Here is a 16,606-nt window from a genome sequence, read left to right on the forward strand (position 1 = left end):
TTCAGGCGACAAACTGCTGCCAGGCGGTGGAAAATGGCATCACCAGCAGTAGCGACGGCAGCATGTTGGCGGTGGGGAAATGGCGAATACCGCAAAGCCGAAAACCGGTCGCCAGCATAATAATACCGCCGCAGGCAGTAAAATCAGCGATCATCGATGGGCTTATCAGCGTCATAATAAACGTGGCGGCGAAGAACAGAATCACGAAGATGATCAGCTGGGGAATAAAAATCGCGGTGATAATGTAGCCCAGCGTGGAAGCGAAAATGGCGGCGGTGAAAAAGTCGAGTATCGACTTGGTCAGTAGAATGGTCGGGTCGCCGGTCATCCCTTCGGTTAGGGCGCCAAAAATACCGGTACCGCTAGCGCAGAACAGGATCAGCACCGCGATAAACTGGTTCATAAAATCTCCGCCTTCTACACCAGCGTTGTTTTGGCCTGGAAAAATGCGCTCGATGGGCGTGCGTAGTTTGGTGCCCGCCCGCTCAATCCACTTCTCAATATTCAACAGGCCGCCAATAATCGTGCCGATGATAACGGCCAGCGCAATGGGCGGCAGATTGATCAGTTTGTTAAGGAAGAACACGCCCATACTGATAGAGATTAACCCGGAAATAAGCGGTAGCGTTTTCTTAAAGTGGTCCGGGATAAATCGGTTGAGCGAGGCGCCTGCAATTGCGCCAACGAGTAATGAACCGCTGCAAACAAAAATACCTATCGGCATACTATATTCTCCCTGTAATAAAATCAGGGCCTGAAATCAGACCCTGAAGCGTGTTTTTTAAATTATTTGATATTAAAAACGCGGCTGGCATTGCCCCAGGCTATTTTATCTTTTAGCCCTGTTTCCATCTCCAATGGATCAAACCAGTCGCAGGCCTGATGAATATCTTCATACGGATAATCGACGGAGAACATCACGCGATCGGCACCCATCACTTCAATCGCATTATTTAGCGAGTGAGTATTAAAATGACCGCTGGTGGTGACAATAAAGTTATTTTGCAGATAGTGCATTAACGGTTTTTCCGCCTTGCCCAAACCGCAGCCGAAACGCTGACGATAGAGACGATGTTGAGTGCGCGGCAGCATGTGTACCAGCCCTTCACCGAGGTGTCCCAGCACCAGATTAAGGTTTGGATAACGGTCGAACAGGCCGCTCATCATCAGGCGAATGGCATGAACGGCGGTTTCCTGCGCAAAGCCCCAGGCGGAACCGATCAGGCTTTCGTAACCGGTATAAATACCGCGAGCCGGGCCTTCCAGCGGTTCACGCGGATGCAGGTACACCGGCACGTTTAACTCGTTAACTTTATCCCAGAATACCAACATGGATTCATCATCAAGATACAGGCCATGTTCGTTATCTTTGACGTTGGTATAGCCGTTAATCAACGCGCCTTTCATGCCCAGTTTTTTCACCGCGCGCTCCAGCTCTTCCGCCGCCGCTTCCGGGTTTTGTAACGCCAGCGTGGCGAAAGCGCTAAATTTATCCGGATTCGGTTTTACATAATTATCAACGATAAAGTCGTTAGTGTCGCGAGCGAAAGAGACCGCTTTGGCTTTATCTAAAATAGATTGCGCGCCGGGTGAAGTCAGAGAAAGAATTACGTGGTCAATATTACGTTGCGCCATCTCTTCGAGCTGAATACTGCGGTCTAGCAGGCGGCGTTCAACATCTTGCATATATTCGCTACCGTTACGGTTAGCTTCGCCGGTCGAATCCCACAAACGATTATTTTCAGGGGTGGATACATGTTCTTCTAAAGCGATTTTTCCGCGCATGATAAGTTCCTTTATTTATTCTATCGATATGAACTGATGCGAGGAGATTAAAATGTTTGACGTATTGACAGCAATAAACCAAATAGAATACGGCGTATCAGTAATACTAATACAGCCGATTCTTTTATGATTTAAATGCTAATAGAACCGCCAGAGGCGGCAAGGCCTACAATCTGCGTGCGCAGCCAGATATGCCCTGGGTCGCGGTGCAGGCGCTGGTGCCAGACCTGGCGAATCGCGATGTTAGCCAGTGAGAAAGGCAGCGGCCAGCTGCGGCAGGGGTAACGTCTGGTGATGTGGCGCGCCAGCTGTTCCGGCACCACCGCGATCATCTCGCTGCCGGCAACCAGCTCGCCTGCGCCTAAAAAGCTGGGCAGCGTCAATGCGATGCGTCGCGGCATACTGTGTTCCGCGAGCAGTTTATCAATATCACCGTGGGCGGTGCCGTTGACGCGAACCGCAAGATGCTTTTCCTGACGCCAGTCTTCGGCGCTGAAATGATGACGAATGCGCGGGTGATTGTCCGCTGCCAGACAAACATACGATTGATCGAACAGATGCTGCTGATAGACGCTATCCGGCAACTGGGTAAGATACCCGATCGCCAAATCACATTTCCCGGATTCCAGCGCGCTAAGCGTTTGATCGTCAATATTCAGCACCGTAAAGGTGATGTCGCTGGCTTCCAGCCGTTGTATCTGGCTTTGCAGCAAAGGAAGAAGCGTCATCTGGCTGATATCGGTCATGCCGATGGTGAAGTTACGGTTGCTCTCTTGTGGGATAAATTCCGGCTTAGCCGCCAGATCGGTATCGGCCAATTGCAGCAGAGTAAAAATAGTGGGGGCGATAGCGTCCGCGCGCGGCGTTGGCGCCATTCGTTGACCAACGCGCACAAATAGCGGGTCGTCAAAGTGCTCGCGTAGCTTTTTTAGCAGCAGGCTTCCGGTTGGCTGGCTGATATCAAGCGCTTCCGCCGCCGGAGAGACATTCCCCAAACGGTAGAGCGCGGAGAAAAAGCGTAGTGATTTGAAATCCAGTTCTTCCCGCATGCGCCCTCCTGGCCGGAAATTACCTCGCCGCGTCGTCGTCGATCAGCAGCGCCCAGTGGACATAGCTTTGCCACTGGCACTCTTGCTCGACCATTTCCCGGCCCAGCGGATGTTCTTCCAGCCAGTCATCCGGCAGCGTCAGCGTCAGTTTTTCGTCGTCGGCGGTAAGCTGAATGGTTGGCAGGAGATCGTCGCGCCGGCGGCTGGCAAACAGAATCGCCAGTCGCAGCAGGCGACACAGATGTTCGGCAACGCGCGGCGGTACCGCGTTTTGCTGATGGAGCGAAGAAAGGTCGATGGCGTTAGTCTGGTTGAGCAGCAGCGTGGCGATGAGCTTCTTTTGCGCCGGGGTGAAGCCGGGTAGGTCGAGGTTATTGACCAGATAGGCGGCGTGCTGCGGCGCGCGTTTAAAATCAACGCTCAGGCCAATTTCATGTAGCGCGCAGGCGCTGACGAGTAAATCGCGGCTAAGCGGATCCAGCTCCCAGCCGCTTTCCAGTTGATCCACCAGATGGGTGGCCAGATTAGCAACCCGTTGCGCCTGTTCGGTATCGATCATAAAGCGCCGCTGAATATTACGCAGCGTGCGGCTACGAATATCCTGATCGACAGAAAGGTGCAACATGCCGTAGACCAGCCCTTCGCGTAAGGCGCCGCCAGCCAGCGTCATGCACTGAATATTCAGTTCGCTAAAGATAGCAATCAGAATGGCAAGGCCGCTCGGAAAAACCAGGGCGCGTTCGAGCGTCAGCCCTTCGATTTCCAGCTCTTCGAGTCGGCCGCACTGGATGGCGCGCTGCTTAAGCTGCTGTAGCTTGCTGAGGGTGATGCGCTCATCCATTCCCTGCGCCATCATAATTTCCTGCAGCGCCTGCACGGTGCCTGAAGCGCCGACGCACACTTTCCAGCCGTGATAACGCAGGACATCGGCGATCGGACGCAGCACATCGCGCGCCGCCGCTTCAGCGAGATCGAAGTTTTCTTTAGTCAGACTACGGTCGGCGAAGTAGCGTTCAAGCCAGGTGACGCAGCCCATCGACAGGCTGAACAGCGAGGTGGTTTGCGCGCCGGTGCCGGTCACCAGTTCAGTACTGGCGCCGCCGATATCCACCACCAGACGCTGATCGGCGCCGCCGGTGGTATGGGCTACGCCCTGGTAGATTAGGCGGGCTTCTTCTTCACCGCTAATCACCTGGACGGGGCAACCGAGGATTTCCTGCGCTTTCGCCAGAAACTCGCCGGCGTTGACCGCCAGACGCAGGGTGGCGGTGGCGACGACGCGAATTTGCGCCGAAGGAATATCCTGCAAACGCTCGGCAAACAGGCGTAAGCACTGCCAGCCGCGCTCCATCGCTTCCGCGGAGAGCGCATTATCGCTATTCAGGCCAGCGGCCAGACGCACCTTGCGCTTAATGCGGCTCAGCGTTTGAATACTGCCTGCCACCTCGCGCACCACCAACATATGAAAACTATTGGAGCCAAGGTCGATGGCGGCATACAGCGAGGTGGAACTCATACTCTTCATCTTTCAGGCGGCTCCTGTGTCGACTGGGCTTCGTTGCCCATTCCACTTATCTGAACGCGTTGCCCGGGATTATCTCCGTGGCGCATCCTGAAAGATTTCGCGTATGGCATAGATGTTAACCTGAACGACGACGATTGCGTGGCGGGCCATTACGGCGCGGGCCATTACCTGGGCGGGTACGCGTCAAACGCAACGGCTTCGGTAAATCGGTCATCAGCGCGTCCGGATTGTACTTGCTGACCGGGATCGAATGGCCGATATAGGTTTCAATTGCCGGCAGATTCAGCGCGTACTCTTCGCAGGCCAGACTGATGGAGTGTCCGCTGGCGCCCGCGCGGCCGGTACGGCCAATACGGTGGACATAGTCTTCGCAGTCATCCGGCAGGTCATAGTTAAAGACATGGGTGACGGCGGGGATATGCAGACCGCGAGCGGCTACGTCGGTCGCAACCAGAATATCGAGATCGCCGCGGGTGAACTCTTCGAGAATACGCAGGCGTTTTTTCTGCGCTACGTCGCCGGTCAGCAGGCCAACGCGATGCCCATCTGCCGCCAGATGGCCCCAGATATCTTCACAACGATGCTTGGTGTTGGCGAAAACAATAGCGCGGTCAGGCCATTCTTCTTCCAGCAACGTCTGCAGCAGGCGCATTTTTTCGTCGTTGGAAGGGTAGAACAACTCTTCTTTAATGCGGTGGCCGGTTTTCTGTTCCGGTTCGACTTCAACGTACTCGGCGTTGTTCATTTGTTCGAACGCCAGTTCGCGTACGCGGTAAGACAGCGTGGCGGAGAACAGCATGTTCAGGCGCTGAGTGGCCGGCGGCATGCGGCGGAATAGCCAGCGGATATCTTTAATAAAGCCGAGATCGTACATGCGATCGGCTTCGTCCAGCACGACAACCTGAATGGCGCCGAGATTAATGTGGTTTTGTTTAGCGTAATCGATAAGGCGACCGGTGGTGCCGATCAGAATATCAACGCCGCTTTCCAGTACTTTCAGCTGCTTATCGTAGCCGTCGCCGCCGTAAGCCAGACCGAGCTTCAGACCGGTGGCCTGCGCCAGCGGTTCGGCGTCAGCGTGAATCTGTACCGCCAGCTCGCGCGTTGGCGCCATGATCAGCGCGCGCGGTTGGTTAACCTGGCGGTCTGCGATGGCCGGGTGAGAGAGAAGATAATGAAACGTTGACGTCAGAAACGCCATCGTTTTACCGGTACCGGTTTGCGCCTGCCCGGCGACATCGCGGCCTTCCAGCGTGAGCGGAAGGGCGAGAGCCTGAATGGGTGTGCAATTATGAAACCCTTTTTTTTCAAGGGCTTCGACAACTGCCGGGTGCAGGGCGAAGTCGGAAAACTTCTGTTCTGTCAAATGTGTTTTGCTCATAGTGTGGTAGAATATCAGCTAACTATTGCATTAAGAAAGCGTATCCGGTGAAATAACGTCAACCTTTCGTTGGCGATATACGAAATTATTCAAGGTGCGTCTCCGGCTACTGAATGGATCCCGGAAAGCTTAGACTACTAAGCGCAACGGGGGCGGTAAATCTGCCGCAGGTAGATTTGCAGACAGTGCGCTTAAGCATCGGCGGTGGTGGTCCATGGTGGATCCATTCCCGCAGGTAGCTTATAAAAGAGGCATCCTGAAGAATAGCGTGCATAACGTAGCATCAACACGTCGTTGATGACTGCGACACCAACACACCAGGCTTATTCCTGTGGAGTTATATATGAGCGATAAAATTATTCACCTGACTGACGACAGTTTTGACACGGACGTACTCAAGGCTGACGGGCTGACCCTCGTCGATTTCTGGGCAGAGTGGTGTGGTCCGTGCAAAATGATCGCCCCGATTCTGGATGAGATCGCTGAAGAGTATCAAGGCAAACTGACCGTGGCTAAACTGAACATCGATCAGAACCCGGGCACGGCGCCGAAGTACGGCATCCGCGGCATCCCGACGCTGCTGCTGTTCAAGAACGGCGAAGTCGCGGCGACTAAAGTCGGCGCGCTGTCCAAAGGCCAACTGAAAGAGTTCCTCGACGCCAACCTGGCGTAATCGGTTTGCCATTCCGGCGTCCGGATTCCTATTTTTTGTGGAACTCTGGACGCCCGGCCTGAGTCGTGCTAAGTTAATTCCAGACTTCGTTTTAAACATACCTATTGTTTGAATCTTGTTTTACCCAAAGCGTCCCGCAGACTATGCGCGTGAGGCTAATAATTCCGGGCTTATCACTCATTCCGTCTTGTCGTTTCAGTTCTGCGTTCTTTCCTGTGACCAGGCAACGTACAGACACGAGATGAAGCCGCTAACAGGCATGGATGTTCCTGCCATACCATTCACAACATTAAGTTCGAGATTTACCCCGAGTTTAAGAACCCACACCACTATGAATCTTACCGAATTAAAGAATACGCCGGTTTCTGAGCTGATTACTCTCGGCGAAAATATGGGGCTGGAAAACCTGGCTCGTATGCGTAAGCAGGATATTATTTTTGCCATCCTCAAGCAGCATTCAAAGAGTGGCGAAGATATCTTTGGCGATGGCGTACTGGAGATACTGCAGGATGGATTTGGATTCCTCCGCTCAGCAGACAGCTCCTACCTCGCCGGTCCAGACGACATCTACGTATCCCCCAGCCAAATCCGCCGCTTCAACCTCCGCACTGGTGACACCATTTCCGGTAAGATTCGTCCTCCTAAAGAGGGTGAACGTTACTTCGCGCTGCTGAAAGTTAACGAAGTTAACTACGACAAGCCGGAAAACGCGCGTAATAAGATTCTGTTCGAGAACTTAACGCCGCTGCACGCGAATTCACGCCTGCGTATGGAGCGTGGTAATGGTTCTACCGAAGACTTAACCGCCCGCGTACTGGATCTGGCATCGCCGATTGGCCGCGGCCAGCGTGGCCTGATCGTCGCGCCGCCGAAAGCCGGTAAAACCATGCTGCTGCAGAACATCGCGCAGAGCATCGCATACAACCATCCTGACTGCGTGCTGATGGTGTTGCTTATCGACGAACGTCCGGAAGAAGTGACCGAGATGCAGCGTCTGGTTAAAGGTGAAGTTGTCGCTTCTACCTTTGACGAACCCGCATCTCGTCACGTGCAGGTTGCCGAAATGGTTATCGAGAAAGCGAAACGTCTGGTTGAGCACAAAAAAGACGTTATTATCCTGCTCGACTCCATTACCCGTCTGGCCCGTGCCTACAACACCGTGGTTCCGGCTTCCGGTAAAGTGCTGACCGGTGGTGTGGACGCCAACGCCCTGCATCGTCCGAAGCGCTTCTTCGGTGCGGCGCGTAACGTGGAAGAGGGCGGCAGCCTGACTATCATCGCTACCGCGCTTATCGATACCGGCTCTAAAATGGATGAAGTTATCTACGAAGAGTTCAAAGGCACCGGTAACATGGAACTGCACCTCTCCCGTAAGATTGCGGAAAAACGCGTCTTCCCGGCTATCGACTACAACCGTTCCGGTACCCGTAAAGAAGAGCTGCTGACCACCCAGGAAGAGCTGCAGAAAATGTGGATCCTGCGCAAAATCATCCATCCTATGGGTGAAATCGACGCAATGGAGTTCCTCATTAATAAGCTGGCGATGACCAAAACTAACGACGACTTCTTCGATATGATGAAGCGTTCGTAGGACGGAATACGCCGAAAAAACGCCACGCGATTGCGTGGCGTTTTGTTTTGTAGCTTTGTATGATCCAGGCGGGAAAAGCGCCGCCAGCGTTGCCGTATGATATGCGCGGCGGGTAAGGCAGAAAGGACTTTAACAGTCTAAAATATATACAATAAATTTGTAATGTTCTGCTTTTCCCCTTCAGGAGTGGAGACATCATCGTTATACTCCCCGGATTAACTATGCTGAGAGCACATGTGTTGTGAATTTACTCACTGCTATTACTGAATTAATCAGTGTTTTCTTATTCACGACCCTGTTTATATTTGTTGCCCGTAAAGCAGCGAAAAAAATTGGGTTAGTGGATAAGCCAAACTATCGGAAACGGCATCAAGGTTTGATTCCGTTAGTTGGTGGTATCTCAGTTTATGCCGGTATTTGTTTTACCTTTGCGATTGCCGATTATTATATCCCTCATGCCACGCTGTATCTGGCCTGTGCGGGCGTGCTGGTGTTGGTCGGCGCGTTGGATGACCGATTTGATATCAGCGTAAAAATTCGTGCGGTTATTCAGGCCGCGATAGCCGTTATCATGATGACGGCGGGTAATCTGCATCTCAGCAGCCTCGGCTATATTTTCGGTTCGTGGGAGTTAGTCCTCGGCCCCTTTGGTTTTTTCCTCACGCTTTTCGCCGTTTGGGCGGCAATCAACGCCTTCAATATGGTGGATGGCATTGACGGGTTGCTCGGCGGGCTTTCGTCCGTTTCCTTCGCCGCAACCGGCATCATCTTATGGTTTGACGGCCAGTACAGCCTGGCGATGTGGTGTTTTGCGATGATCGCCGCCATCCTGCCCTATATTTTACTTAATCTCGGCGCGCTTGGACGTCGCTATAAAGTGTTTATGGGCGATGCCGGCAGCACCATGATTGGCTTCACCATTATCTGGATCCTGCTGGAGACCACGCAGGGTAAAACGCATCCCATCAGCCCGGTGACGGCGCTGTGGATTATTGCGATTCCTTTGATGGATATGGTGGCGATTATGTATCGCCGCCTGAGAAAGGGGATGAGCCCGTTCTCGCCGGATCGTCAGCATATTCATCATTTGATAATGCGTGCCGGGTTTACTTCCCGGCAGGCCTTTGTCCTGATTACGCTGGCTGCCGCTTTACTGGCGCTGGTCGGCGTAGTGGCGGAATACACCCGTATTGTTCCTGAATGGGTGATGTTAATACTCTTTTTGTTTGCTTTTTTACTTTATGGCTACTGCATTAAGCGCGCATGGAAAGTGGCGCGTCTGGTTAAGCGCATTAGACGCAGAATTCGGCGACACAGCGGCAATAATCCAAATTTAACCAAGTAAAACTGGGGACGTGATGACTCAACCATTACCGGGAGCACAAGCAGTGAACGTTGAGAACGAACTGGATATTCGCGGGCTGTTTCGCGCCTTATGGGCAGGAAAAGGCTGGATAGTCGGCACCGCCGCGTTATTCGCGCTGATCGTTCTTATTTATTCCTTTTTTGCTCGCCAGGAGTGGAGCGCGACGGCAATTACCGACCGGCCGACCGTCAATATGCTGGGCGGATACTATTCGCAACAGCAGTTCTTACGTAACCTGGATATCAAAGCCGATCTGGCTTCGGTAGACCAACCTTCCGCCATGGATGAGGCATACAAAGAGTTCATTATGCAACAGGCGTCATGGGATACCCGCCGTGACTTCTGGCTGCAGACCGACTACTACAAACAGCGTCAGTCAGGTAACGCGCGCGCGGATGCGGCGATGCTTGACGATCTCATTAACGATATTCAGTTTATCCCGGGCGACCCGCTGAAAAGCGTCAATGACAGCATCAAGCTGACGGCGGAGACCGCGCCAGATGCCAATAATCTGCTGCGTCAGTACGTCGCTTTCGCCAGTCAGCGTGCCGCCGGTCATCTTAATGATGAGCTGAAGGGCGCCTGGGCGGCGCGTACCGTACAGATGAAAGCGCAGGTGAAGCGTCAGGAAGAGGTGGCGAGCGAGATCTACAACCGCCGCGTGCAGAGCGTCGAGCAGGCGTTGAAAATCGCCCAGCAGCATAACATTTCGCGCAGCGAGACCGATGTTCCAGCGGAGCAGCTGCCGGCCTCCGAACTCTTCTTACTGGGCCGGCCGATGCTGCAGGCGCGCCTCGAAAATCTGCAGGCCGTAGGGCCGGAATACGATCTCGACTATGACCAGAACCGCGCCATGCTGAACACGCTAAACGTTGGCCCGACGCTGGATCCACGTTTTCAGACTTACAGATATTTGCGTACGCCGGAAGAACCTGTAAAACGCGATAGCCCGCGGCGCGTATTTCTGATGATCATGTGGGGGATTGTGGGCGCGCTCATCGGCGCAGGCGTGGCGTTAGCACGTCGTCGTGTCCAGTGAATGGGGCCTGTGATGAAGGCTCCGCGCCATCATCACCTAATCGAAGAGAATCGATGTGAAAGTACTAACTGTATTTGGCACGAGACCAGAAGCCATCAAGATGGCGCCGCTGGTCCATGCGCTGGCAAAGGATCCTCATTTTGAGGCAAAGGTTTGCGTAACCGCGCAGCATCGGGAGATGCTCGATCAGGTGTTGAAACTGTTTTCGATTACGCCGGACTACGATCTGAACATTATGCAGCCGGGTCAGGGATTAACCGAGATCACCTGCCGCATTCTGCAAGGTTTAAAGCCGGTACTGGAGTCGTTTAAGCCGGACGTAGTGCTGGTACATGGCGATACCACGACGACGATGGCGGCCAGTCTGGCGGCGTTTTATCAGCGGATCCCGGTGGGCCACGTGGAGGCGGGCCTGCGTACCGGCGACCTGAACTCGCCGTGGCCGGAAGAGGGTAACCGCACGCTGACCGGGCGTCTGGCGATGTACCATTTCGCCCCGACCGCCACCTCGCGCGATAACCTGCTGCGGGAAAATATTAACGAAGAGCGCATTACCGTCACCGGCAATACGGTGATCGATGCGTTGTTCTGGGTTCGCGATCGTGTCCTTGGCGACGAGGCGCTGCGCAATGAACTGATGCAGCGCTATCCGTTCCTCGAAGAGGATAAGAAATTAATTCTGGTGACCGGCCACCGCCGCGAGAGCTTTGGTCTCGGCTTCGAGCACATTTGCCATGCGCTGGCGGATATCGCCAGCCATCACCCTGATGTACAGATTGTTTATCCGGTTCACCTGAACCCGAACGTCAGCGAACCGGTCAACCGTATTCTTGGCCATGTCGCTAACGTGAAATTAATTGAACCGCAGGATTACCTGCCGTTCGTCTGGCTGATGAATCGGGCGTGGCTGATTCTGACCGATTCCGGCGGGATTCAGGAAGAGGCGCCGTCGCTGGGGAAACCGGTACTGGTGATGCGCGAAATGACTGAGCGCCCGGAGGCGGTCGCCGCTGGCACCGTGCGGCTGGTCGGCACCGACAGGCAGCGTATCGTCGATGAAGTCACCCGGCTGCTGCAGGATGATGCCGCCTGGCAGGCGATGAGTCGGGCCCATAACCCTTACGGCGATGGTCAGGCATGCGATCGTATTTTATCCGCCCTTAAAAATAATCAGGTAACGCTATGAGTTTTTCTACCATTTCAGTGATTGGCCTTGGGTACATTGGTCTGCCAACCGCTGCCGCATTTGCTTCCCGGCAACGGCGGGTGGTTGGCGTGGACATCAATCAACACGCCGTTGAGACCATTAACCGTGGTGAGATTCATATCGTCGAGCCGGATTTAGCGAGCGTCGTGAAAACGGCGGTTGAACAGGGATATTTAAGCGCCACCACCGTGCCGGTGGAGTCTGACGCCTACCTGATTGCCGTTCCGACGCCGTTTAAAGGCGGGCATGAGCCAGATATGGCCTTTGTTGAATCCGCCGCTAAATCTATTGCGCCGACCCTGAAGAAAGGGGCGTTAGTGATCCTGGAATCCACCTCGCCGGTCGGCTCGACTGAACAGATGGCCGAGTGGCTGGCGGCGATGCGCCCCGATCTCAGCTTCCCACAGCAGGTTGGCGAGGCGGCCGACGTTAATGTCGCCTACTGTCCGGAGCGCGTGCTGCCGGGGCAGGTGATGGTTGAGCTCATCAAAAACGACCGCGTTATTGGCGGAATGTCGCCGGTCTGCTCGGCGCGCGCCAGTGAGCTCTATAAAATTTTCCTTGAAGGCGAATGCGTAGTGACTAACTCGCGCACTGCGGAAATGTGCAAGCTGACGGAAAACAGCTTCCGCGACGTCAACATCGCCTTTGCTAACGAACTATCGCTGATTTGCGCCGATCAGGGGATCAACGTCTGGGAACTCATCCGCCTGGCGAACCGCCATCCGCGCGTCAATATTCTGCAGCCGGGTCCGGGCGTCGGCGGCCACTGTATCGCCGTCGACCCGTGGTTTATCGTGGCGCAAAACCCGCAGCAGGCGCGTCTGATTCGCACCGCGCGCGAGGTTAACGACCACAAGCCGGAATGGGTAATCGATCGGGTAAAAGCACAGGTTGCCGAGTGCCTGAATGCCAGCAATAAACGCGCCAGCGAACTGACTATTGCCTGCTTCGGCCTGGCTTTTAAGCCTAACATTGATGACCTGCGCGAAAGCCCGGCGATGGAAATTGCCGCGCAGATCGCCCGCTGGCACAGCGGCGCGACGCAGGTGGTTGAGCCCAACATTCATGCGCTGCCGAAGAAACTTGATGGCCTGTGTACGCTGGCGACCCTCGATGACGCGCTGGCGAGCGCCGATGTGCTGGTGATGCTGGTCGATCACAACGAGTTTAAAGCCGTTAGCGGCGATAGCGTTACTCAGGCCTATATCATCGACACCAAAGGAGTGTGGCGGTGAGAACGATTCTGGTCACCGGCGGCGCTGGCTTTATTGGCTCCGCGGTAGTGCGTGAAATCATCCAGCACACCGCCGATCGCGTCGTGGTCGTGGATAAGCTGACCTACGCCGGCAATTTGATGTCGCTGGCGCCGGTGGCGCAGGATGCGCGTTTTGCCTTTGAACAGGTGGATATCTGCAACCGAGCCGAGCTGGATCGCATCTTCCGCCAGCATCAACCCGATACGGTGATGCACCTCGCGGCGGAAAGCCATGTCGATCGTTCCATCGATGGCCCGGCGGCGTTCATCGAAACCAATATCGTCGGTACCTATACGCTGCTGGAAGCCGCGCGCAGCTGGTGGAATACGCTGGCGGCGGAGCAAAAATCGGCGTTTCGCTTCCATCATATCTCGACGGATGAAGTGTATGGCGATCTGCACGGCAGCGATGATTTCTTTACCGAGACCACGCCCTATGCGCCAAGCAGTCCTTATTCGGCCTCGAAAGCTAGCAGCGACCATCTGGTGCGCGCCTGGCAGCGTACCTATGGCCTGCCGACGCTTATCACTAATTGCTCGAATAACTACGGCCCGTATCACTTCCCGGAGAAGCTGATCCCGTTGATTATTCTCAACGCGCTGGCGGGAAAACCGCTACCGGTTTACGGTAACGGCCAACAGATTCGCGACTGGCTGTACGTCGAGGATCACGCCAGAGCGCTGTATCTGGTGGCGACCCGCGGCGAGCCGGGCGAAACTTACAATATCGGCGGTCATAACGAGCGTAAAAACATCGAGGTGGTGGAAACCATTTGCGAACTGCTCGAAGAGCTGGCGCCGCATAAACCGCAGGGCGTGGCGCACTATCGCGATCTGATTACCTTCGTCGCTGACCGGCCGGGCCACGATCTGCGTTATGCGATTGACGCGGCGAAGATTGCACGCGAGCTGGGCTGGACGCCGGATGAGACCTTTACTTCCGGCATGCGCAAAACCGTCCAGTGGTATCTGGCAAATGAGGCATGGTGGCGACAGGTTCAGGACGGTAGCTATCAGGGCGAGCGTCTTGGGCTGCACGGCTAACTGGCCCAGGGGGGCATGATGAAAGGTATTATTCTGGCAGGCGGTTCCGGTACGCGCCTGCATCCCATCACGCGCGGCGTGTCGAAACAGCTGTTGCCGATTTACGACAAGCCGATGATTTACTACCCGCTGTCGGTGTTAATGCTGGCCGGGATCCGTGAAATCCTTATCATCACCACGCCGGAAGATCAGCGCGATTTCCAACGCCTGCTTGGCGATGGTTCCGAGTTCGGTATCCAATTGCAGTATGCCGTTCAGCCGACGCCGGATGGTTTAGCCCAGGCGTTTATCATCGGCGAAGCGTTTCTCAACGGCGAACCGGCGTGCCTGGTGTTGGGCGATAATATCTTCTTTGGCCAGAGCTTTAGTCCTAAGCTGCGTAGCGTCGCAACCCGCACCGAAGGGGCGACGGTATTTGGCTATCAGGTGATGGATCCTGAGCGCTTCGGCGTGGTGGAGTTTGATGACAACTTCCGCGCCTTGTCGCTGGAGGAAAAGCCGAAACAACCGAAGTCGAACTGGGCGGTCACCGGGCTTTATTTCTACGATGGCAAAGTGGCCGAGTACGCCAAACGGGTCAAACCATCCGAGCGCGGCGAGCTGGAAATTACCTCCATCAACCAGATGTATCTTGAGGATGGCGCGTTAACCGTCGAGCTGCTTGGGCGCGGCTTTGCGTGGCTGGATACCGGCACGCACGATAGCCTGATTGAAGCCAGCATGTTTGTGCAAACGGTAGAAAAGCGGCAAGGTTTTAAAATCGCCTGTCTGGAAGAAATCGCCTGGCGTAACGGTTGGCTTGACGATGATGGCGTCAAACGCGCCGCGAAGCGGCTGGAAAAAACCGGCTATGGCCAATACTTGCTGGATCTCCTCCGTGCCCGCCCGCGCCAGTATTGAAGCGCTGGAGTGGGAAAACCGCTTCTTCGCCGTTAATAGCGGCATCGTTCGCTTTGACGAACGCGCGCCGCAGCTCACCGCTGAAGCCCTGGCGGGATGGTCGCGAGTGCAGGCGAAAGTCGCCGCCAGCGACACCGCCCGGCTGGATGCGCTACAGGAGATCGGTTTTCAACTGGTAGAAGGCGAGGTCGATCTGGCGTTGCCGGTGGGCGAGCCGGCTGATGCCGGCGCCGAATGGGCCGTTGAAGGCGACATTGCGCGACTGCGTGAACTGGCGGCGCAGGCCTTTGCCATGAGCCGTTTTCGCGCTCCCTGGTACGCCGCTGACGCCAGCGGCCGGTTCTACGCGCAATGGATCGAAAACGCGGTACTGGGAACCTTTGACCACCAGTGTCTGTTATTTCGCGCGTCCGATGGCGACATCCGCGCATTTGTTTCTTTGCGTCAGCTCAATGACACCGACGCGCGTATCGGCCTGTTGGCCGGACGCGGCGCTGGAGCCGAGCTTATGCAGGCGGCGCGCCACTGGGCGGCGCAACGCGGGCTTTCTACACTGCGGGTGGCGACCCAAATGGGCAACACCGCCGCGCTTAAACGTTATATTCTCAGCGGTGCGAATGTGGAAAGCACCGCGTACTGGTTATACAGGTGACACGATGATTCCATTTAACGCACCGCCGGTGGTGGGGACTGAGCTCGATTACATGCAATCGGCGATGAACAGCGGCAAGCTTTGCGGCGACGGCGGTTTTACCCGTCGCTGCCAGCAGTGGTTTGAACAGCGCTTCGGCACCGCCAAAGCGCTGCTGACGCCATCCTGCACCGCGTCGCTGGAGATGGCGGCGCTGCTGCTGGATATTCAGCCGGGCGATGAAGTCATCATGCCCAGCTATACCTTTGTTTCCACCGCCAATGCTTTTGTACTCCGCGGGGCGAAAATCGTCTTTGTCGATATCCGTCGCGACACGATGAATATTGATGAATCGCTGATTGAAACGGCGATCACCGATAAAACCCGGGCGATCGTGCCGGTGCATTATGCTGGCGTGGCCTGTGAGATGGACACCATCATGGCGCTCGCCGCCAAATATAACCTGTACGTGGTGGAAGACGCCGCGCAGGGCGTGATGTCCACCTATAAGGGCCGCGCGCTGGGCACCATCGGCCATATTGGCTGCTTTAGCTTCCATGAGACGAAAAACTACACCGCCGGCGGTGAAGGCGGCGCAACGCTTATCAACGATCGTAAACTGGTGGAACGCGCGGAGATCATTCGCGAAAAAGGCACTAACCGTAGCCAGTTTTTCCGCGGTCTGGTGGATAAGTACACCTGGCGCGATATCGGTTCCAGCTATTTGATGTCCGATCTGCAGGCCGCCTATCTCTGGGCGCAGCTGGAAGCCGCTGAACGTATTAACCAGCAGCGTCTGATGCTGTGGCAAAATTATTATGACGCGCTGCTGCCGCTGGCGCGCGCGGGCCGTATCGATCTGCCGGCGGTACCGGCGGATTGCGGGCAAAACGCGCATATGTTCTACATTAAGCTGCGGGATAACGATGACCGCGCGGCGCTGATTAACTGGCTGAAAGAGGCAGAAATTCTGGCGGTGTTCCACTATATTCCGCTCCATAGCTGCCCGGCTGGCGAACAGTTCGGCGAGTTCTGCGGGGAAGATCGTTATACCACCCAGGAGAGCGAACGCCTGCTGCGTTTGCCGCTGTTCTATAACCTGTCTGCGGTAAACCAACGGACGGTGATTAACTCGCTGCTGAGCTACTTCTCCTGAT

General features: G+C 55.2%; 16 protein-coding genes. 11 read left to right on the forward strand and 5 right to left on the reverse strand.

The window, feature by feature from the left end; all coding sequences use genetic code 11:
* Position 1: 1 nt before the first annotated feature.
* From PGR10_RS24190 to rhlB, 5 genes are all read right to left on the reverse strand, one after another.
* Entirely contained in the window at positions 2-724 is a 723-nt protein-coding gene (locus tag PGR10_RS24190; RefSeq protein WP_113374964.1) for a DUF554 domain-containing protein, read from the reverse strand.
* Positions 725-786: 62 nt separating this feature from the next.
* Positions 787-1,785 carry an amidohydrolase family protein gene (locus PGR10_RS24195; RefSeq protein WP_087858714.1) on the reverse strand — a complete coding sequence of 333 codons (999 nt, stop codon included), beginning with the start codon at positions 1,783-1,785 and terminating at the stop codon, positions 787-789.
* A 131-nt stretch (positions 1,786-1,916) separates the two neighbouring features.
* The gene (locus PGR10_RS24200; RefSeq protein ID WP_087858713.1) at positions 1,917-2,834 is read right to left on the reverse strand and encodes a LysR family transcriptional regulator; all 918 of its coding nucleotides are present in this window, start codon (positions 2,832-2,834) and stop codon (positions 1,917-1,919) included.
* 19 nt (positions 2,835-2,853) lie between these two features.
* Positions 2,854-4,359, reverse strand: coding sequence for a guanosine-5'-triphosphate,3'-diphosphate diphosphatase (gene gppA / locus PGR10_RS24205; RefSeq protein WP_213317857.1), 1,506 nt, complete (start codon positions 4,357-4,359; stop codon positions 2,854-2,856).
* Positions 4,360-4,474: 115 nt separating this feature from the next.
* Positions 4,475-5,740: an ATP-dependent RNA helicase RhlB gene (gene rhlB / locus PGR10_RS24210; protein ID WP_015368886.1), complete on the reverse strand. Its 1,266-nt coding sequence runs from the start codon at positions 5,738-5,740 to the stop codon at positions 4,475-4,477.
* 343 nt (positions 5,741-6,083) lie between these two features.
* On the opposite strand from rhlB, the gene trxA reads away from it, so the two are divergent.
* The 11 genes from trxA to rffA all read left to right on the forward strand — a co-directional run bounded on the left by trxA (position 6,084) and on the right by rffA (position 16,605).
* Positions 6,084-6,413: a thioredoxin TrxA gene (gene trxA / locus PGR10_RS24215; RefSeq protein ID WP_002883224.1), complete on the forward strand. Its 330-nt coding sequence runs from the start codon at positions 6,084-6,086 to the stop codon at positions 6,411-6,413.
* A gap of 143 nt (positions 6,414-6,556) precedes the next feature.
* Positions 6,557-6,658, forward strand: coding sequence for a rho operon leader peptide (locus tag PGR10_RS24220; RefSeq protein WP_049245627.1), 102 nt, complete (start codon positions 6,557-6,559; stop codon positions 6,656-6,658).
* Between the two features lie 86 nt (positions 6,659-6,744).
* On the forward strand, positions 6,745-8,004 hold the full coding sequence (gene rho / locus PGR10_RS24225; RefSeq protein WP_002883293.1) for a transcription termination factor Rho: 1,260 nt from the start codon (positions 6,745-6,747) through the stop codon (positions 8,002-8,004).
* A 241-nt stretch (positions 8,005-8,245) separates the two neighbouring features.
* Positions 8,246-9,349 carry a UDP-N-acetylglucosamine--undecaprenyl-phosphate N-acetylglucosaminephosphotransferase gene (gene wecA / locus PGR10_RS24230; protein WP_015368885.1) on the forward strand — a complete coding sequence of 368 codons (1,104 nt, stop codon included), beginning with the start codon at positions 8,246-8,248 and terminating at the stop codon, positions 9,347-9,349.
* Positions 9,350-9,362: 13 nt separating this feature from the next.
* Entirely contained in the window at positions 9,363-10,409 is a 1,047-nt protein-coding gene (wzzE, locus tag PGR10_RS24235) for an ECA polysaccharide chain length modulation protein (RefSeq protein WP_087858711.1), read from the forward strand.
* A 55-nt stretch (positions 10,410-10,464) separates the two neighbouring features.
* Positions 10,465-11,595, forward strand: a complete 1,131-nt coding sequence (wecB, locus tag PGR10_RS24240) for a non-hydrolyzing UDP-N-acetylglucosamine 2-epimerase (RefSeq protein ID WP_213200401.1) — start codon at positions 10,465-10,467, stop codon at positions 11,593-11,595.
* Positions 11,592-12,854, forward strand: a complete 1,263-nt coding sequence (gene wecC, locus PGR10_RS24245; RefSeq protein ID WP_087858710.1) for a UDP-N-acetyl-D-mannosamine dehydrogenase — start codon at positions 11,592-11,594, stop codon at positions 12,852-12,854. The genes wecB and wecC overlap by 4 nt, the downstream gene beginning before the upstream one ends.
* Entirely contained in the window at positions 12,851-13,918 is a 1,068-nt protein-coding gene (gene rffG, locus PGR10_RS24250) for a dTDP-glucose 4,6-dehydratase (RefSeq protein ID WP_047038438.1), read from the forward strand. Before wecC ends, rffG begins: the two co-directional genes overlap by 4 nt.
* An 18-nt stretch (positions 13,919-13,936) precedes the next feature.
* Positions 13,937-14,818 carry a glucose-1-phosphate thymidylyltransferase RfbA gene (gene rfbA, locus PGR10_RS24255; RefSeq protein ID WP_087858709.1) on the forward strand — a complete coding sequence of 294 codons (882 nt, stop codon included), beginning with the start codon at positions 13,937-13,939 and terminating at the stop codon, positions 14,816-14,818.
* Positions 14,796-15,470, forward strand: a complete 675-nt coding sequence (gene rffC, locus PGR10_RS24260; RefSeq protein ID WP_087858708.1) for a dTDP-4-amino-4,6-dideoxy-D-galactose acyltransferase — start codon at positions 14,796-14,798, stop codon at positions 15,468-15,470. Before rfbA ends, rffC begins: the two co-directional genes overlap by 23 nt.
* 4 nt (positions 15,471-15,474) lie before the next feature.
* Positions 15,475-16,605, forward strand: coding sequence for a dTDP-4-amino-4,6-dideoxygalactose transaminase (rffA, locus tag PGR10_RS24265; protein ID WP_430924242.1), 1,131 nt, complete (start codon positions 15,475-15,477; stop codon positions 16,603-16,605).
* Position 16,606 lies beyond the last annotated feature (1 nt).

Origin of the sequence: Klebsiella sp. 141198, assembly GCF_050600785.1 — a bacterium.
Taxonomy (GTDB): Bacteria; Pseudomonadota; Gammaproteobacteria; order Enterobacterales; family Enterobacteriaceae; genus Klebsiella; species Klebsiella aerogenes.

Bases quoted from the DNA above. Each gene is read 5' to 3' on its own strand.
- rho (WP_002883293.1), top strand. From the start codon at position 6,745: ATGAATCTTACCGAATTAAAGAATACGCCGGTTTCTGAGCTGATTACT.
- PGR10_RS24195 (WP_087858714.1), bottom strand. From the start codon at position 1,785: ATGCGCGGAAAAATCGCTTTAGAAGAACATGTATCCACCCCTGAAAAT.
- wecC (WP_087858710.1), top strand. From the start codon at position 11,592: ATGAGTTTTTCTACCATTTCAGTGATTGGCCTTGGGTACATTGGTCTG.
- rfbA (WP_087858709.1), top strand. From the start codon at position 13,937: ATGAAAGGTATTATTCTGGCAGGCGGTTCCGGTACGCGCCTGCATCCC.
- PGR10_RS24220 (WP_049245627.1), top strand. From the start codon at position 6,557: ATGCGCGTGAGGCTAATAATTCCGGGCTTATCACTCATTCCGTCTTGT.
- rhlB (WP_015368886.1), bottom strand. From the start codon at position 5,740: ATGAGCAAAACACATTTGACAGAACAGAAGTTTTCCGACTTCGCCCTG.
- wzzE (WP_087858711.1), top strand. From the start codon at position 9,363: ATGACTCAACCATTACCGGGAGCACAAGCAGTGAACGTTGAGAACGAA.
- PGR10_RS24190 (WP_113374964.1), bottom strand. From the start codon at position 724: ATGCCGATAGGTATTTTTGTTTGCAGCGGTTCATTACTCGTTGGCGCA.
- gppA (WP_213317857.1), bottom strand. From the start codon at position 4,359: ATGAAGAGTATGAGTTCCACCTCGCTGTATGCCGCCATCGACCTTGGC.
- rffA (WP_430924242.1), top strand. From the start codon at position 15,475: ATGATTCCATTTAACGCACCGCCGGTGGTGGGGACTGAGCTCGATTAC.
- trxA (WP_002883224.1), top strand. From the start codon at position 6,084: ATGAGCGATAAAATTATTCACCTGACTGACGACAGTTTTGACACGGAC.
- PGR10_RS24200 (WP_087858713.1), bottom strand. From the start codon at position 2,834: ATGCGGGAAGAACTGGATTTCAAATCACTACGCTTTTTCTCCGCGCTC.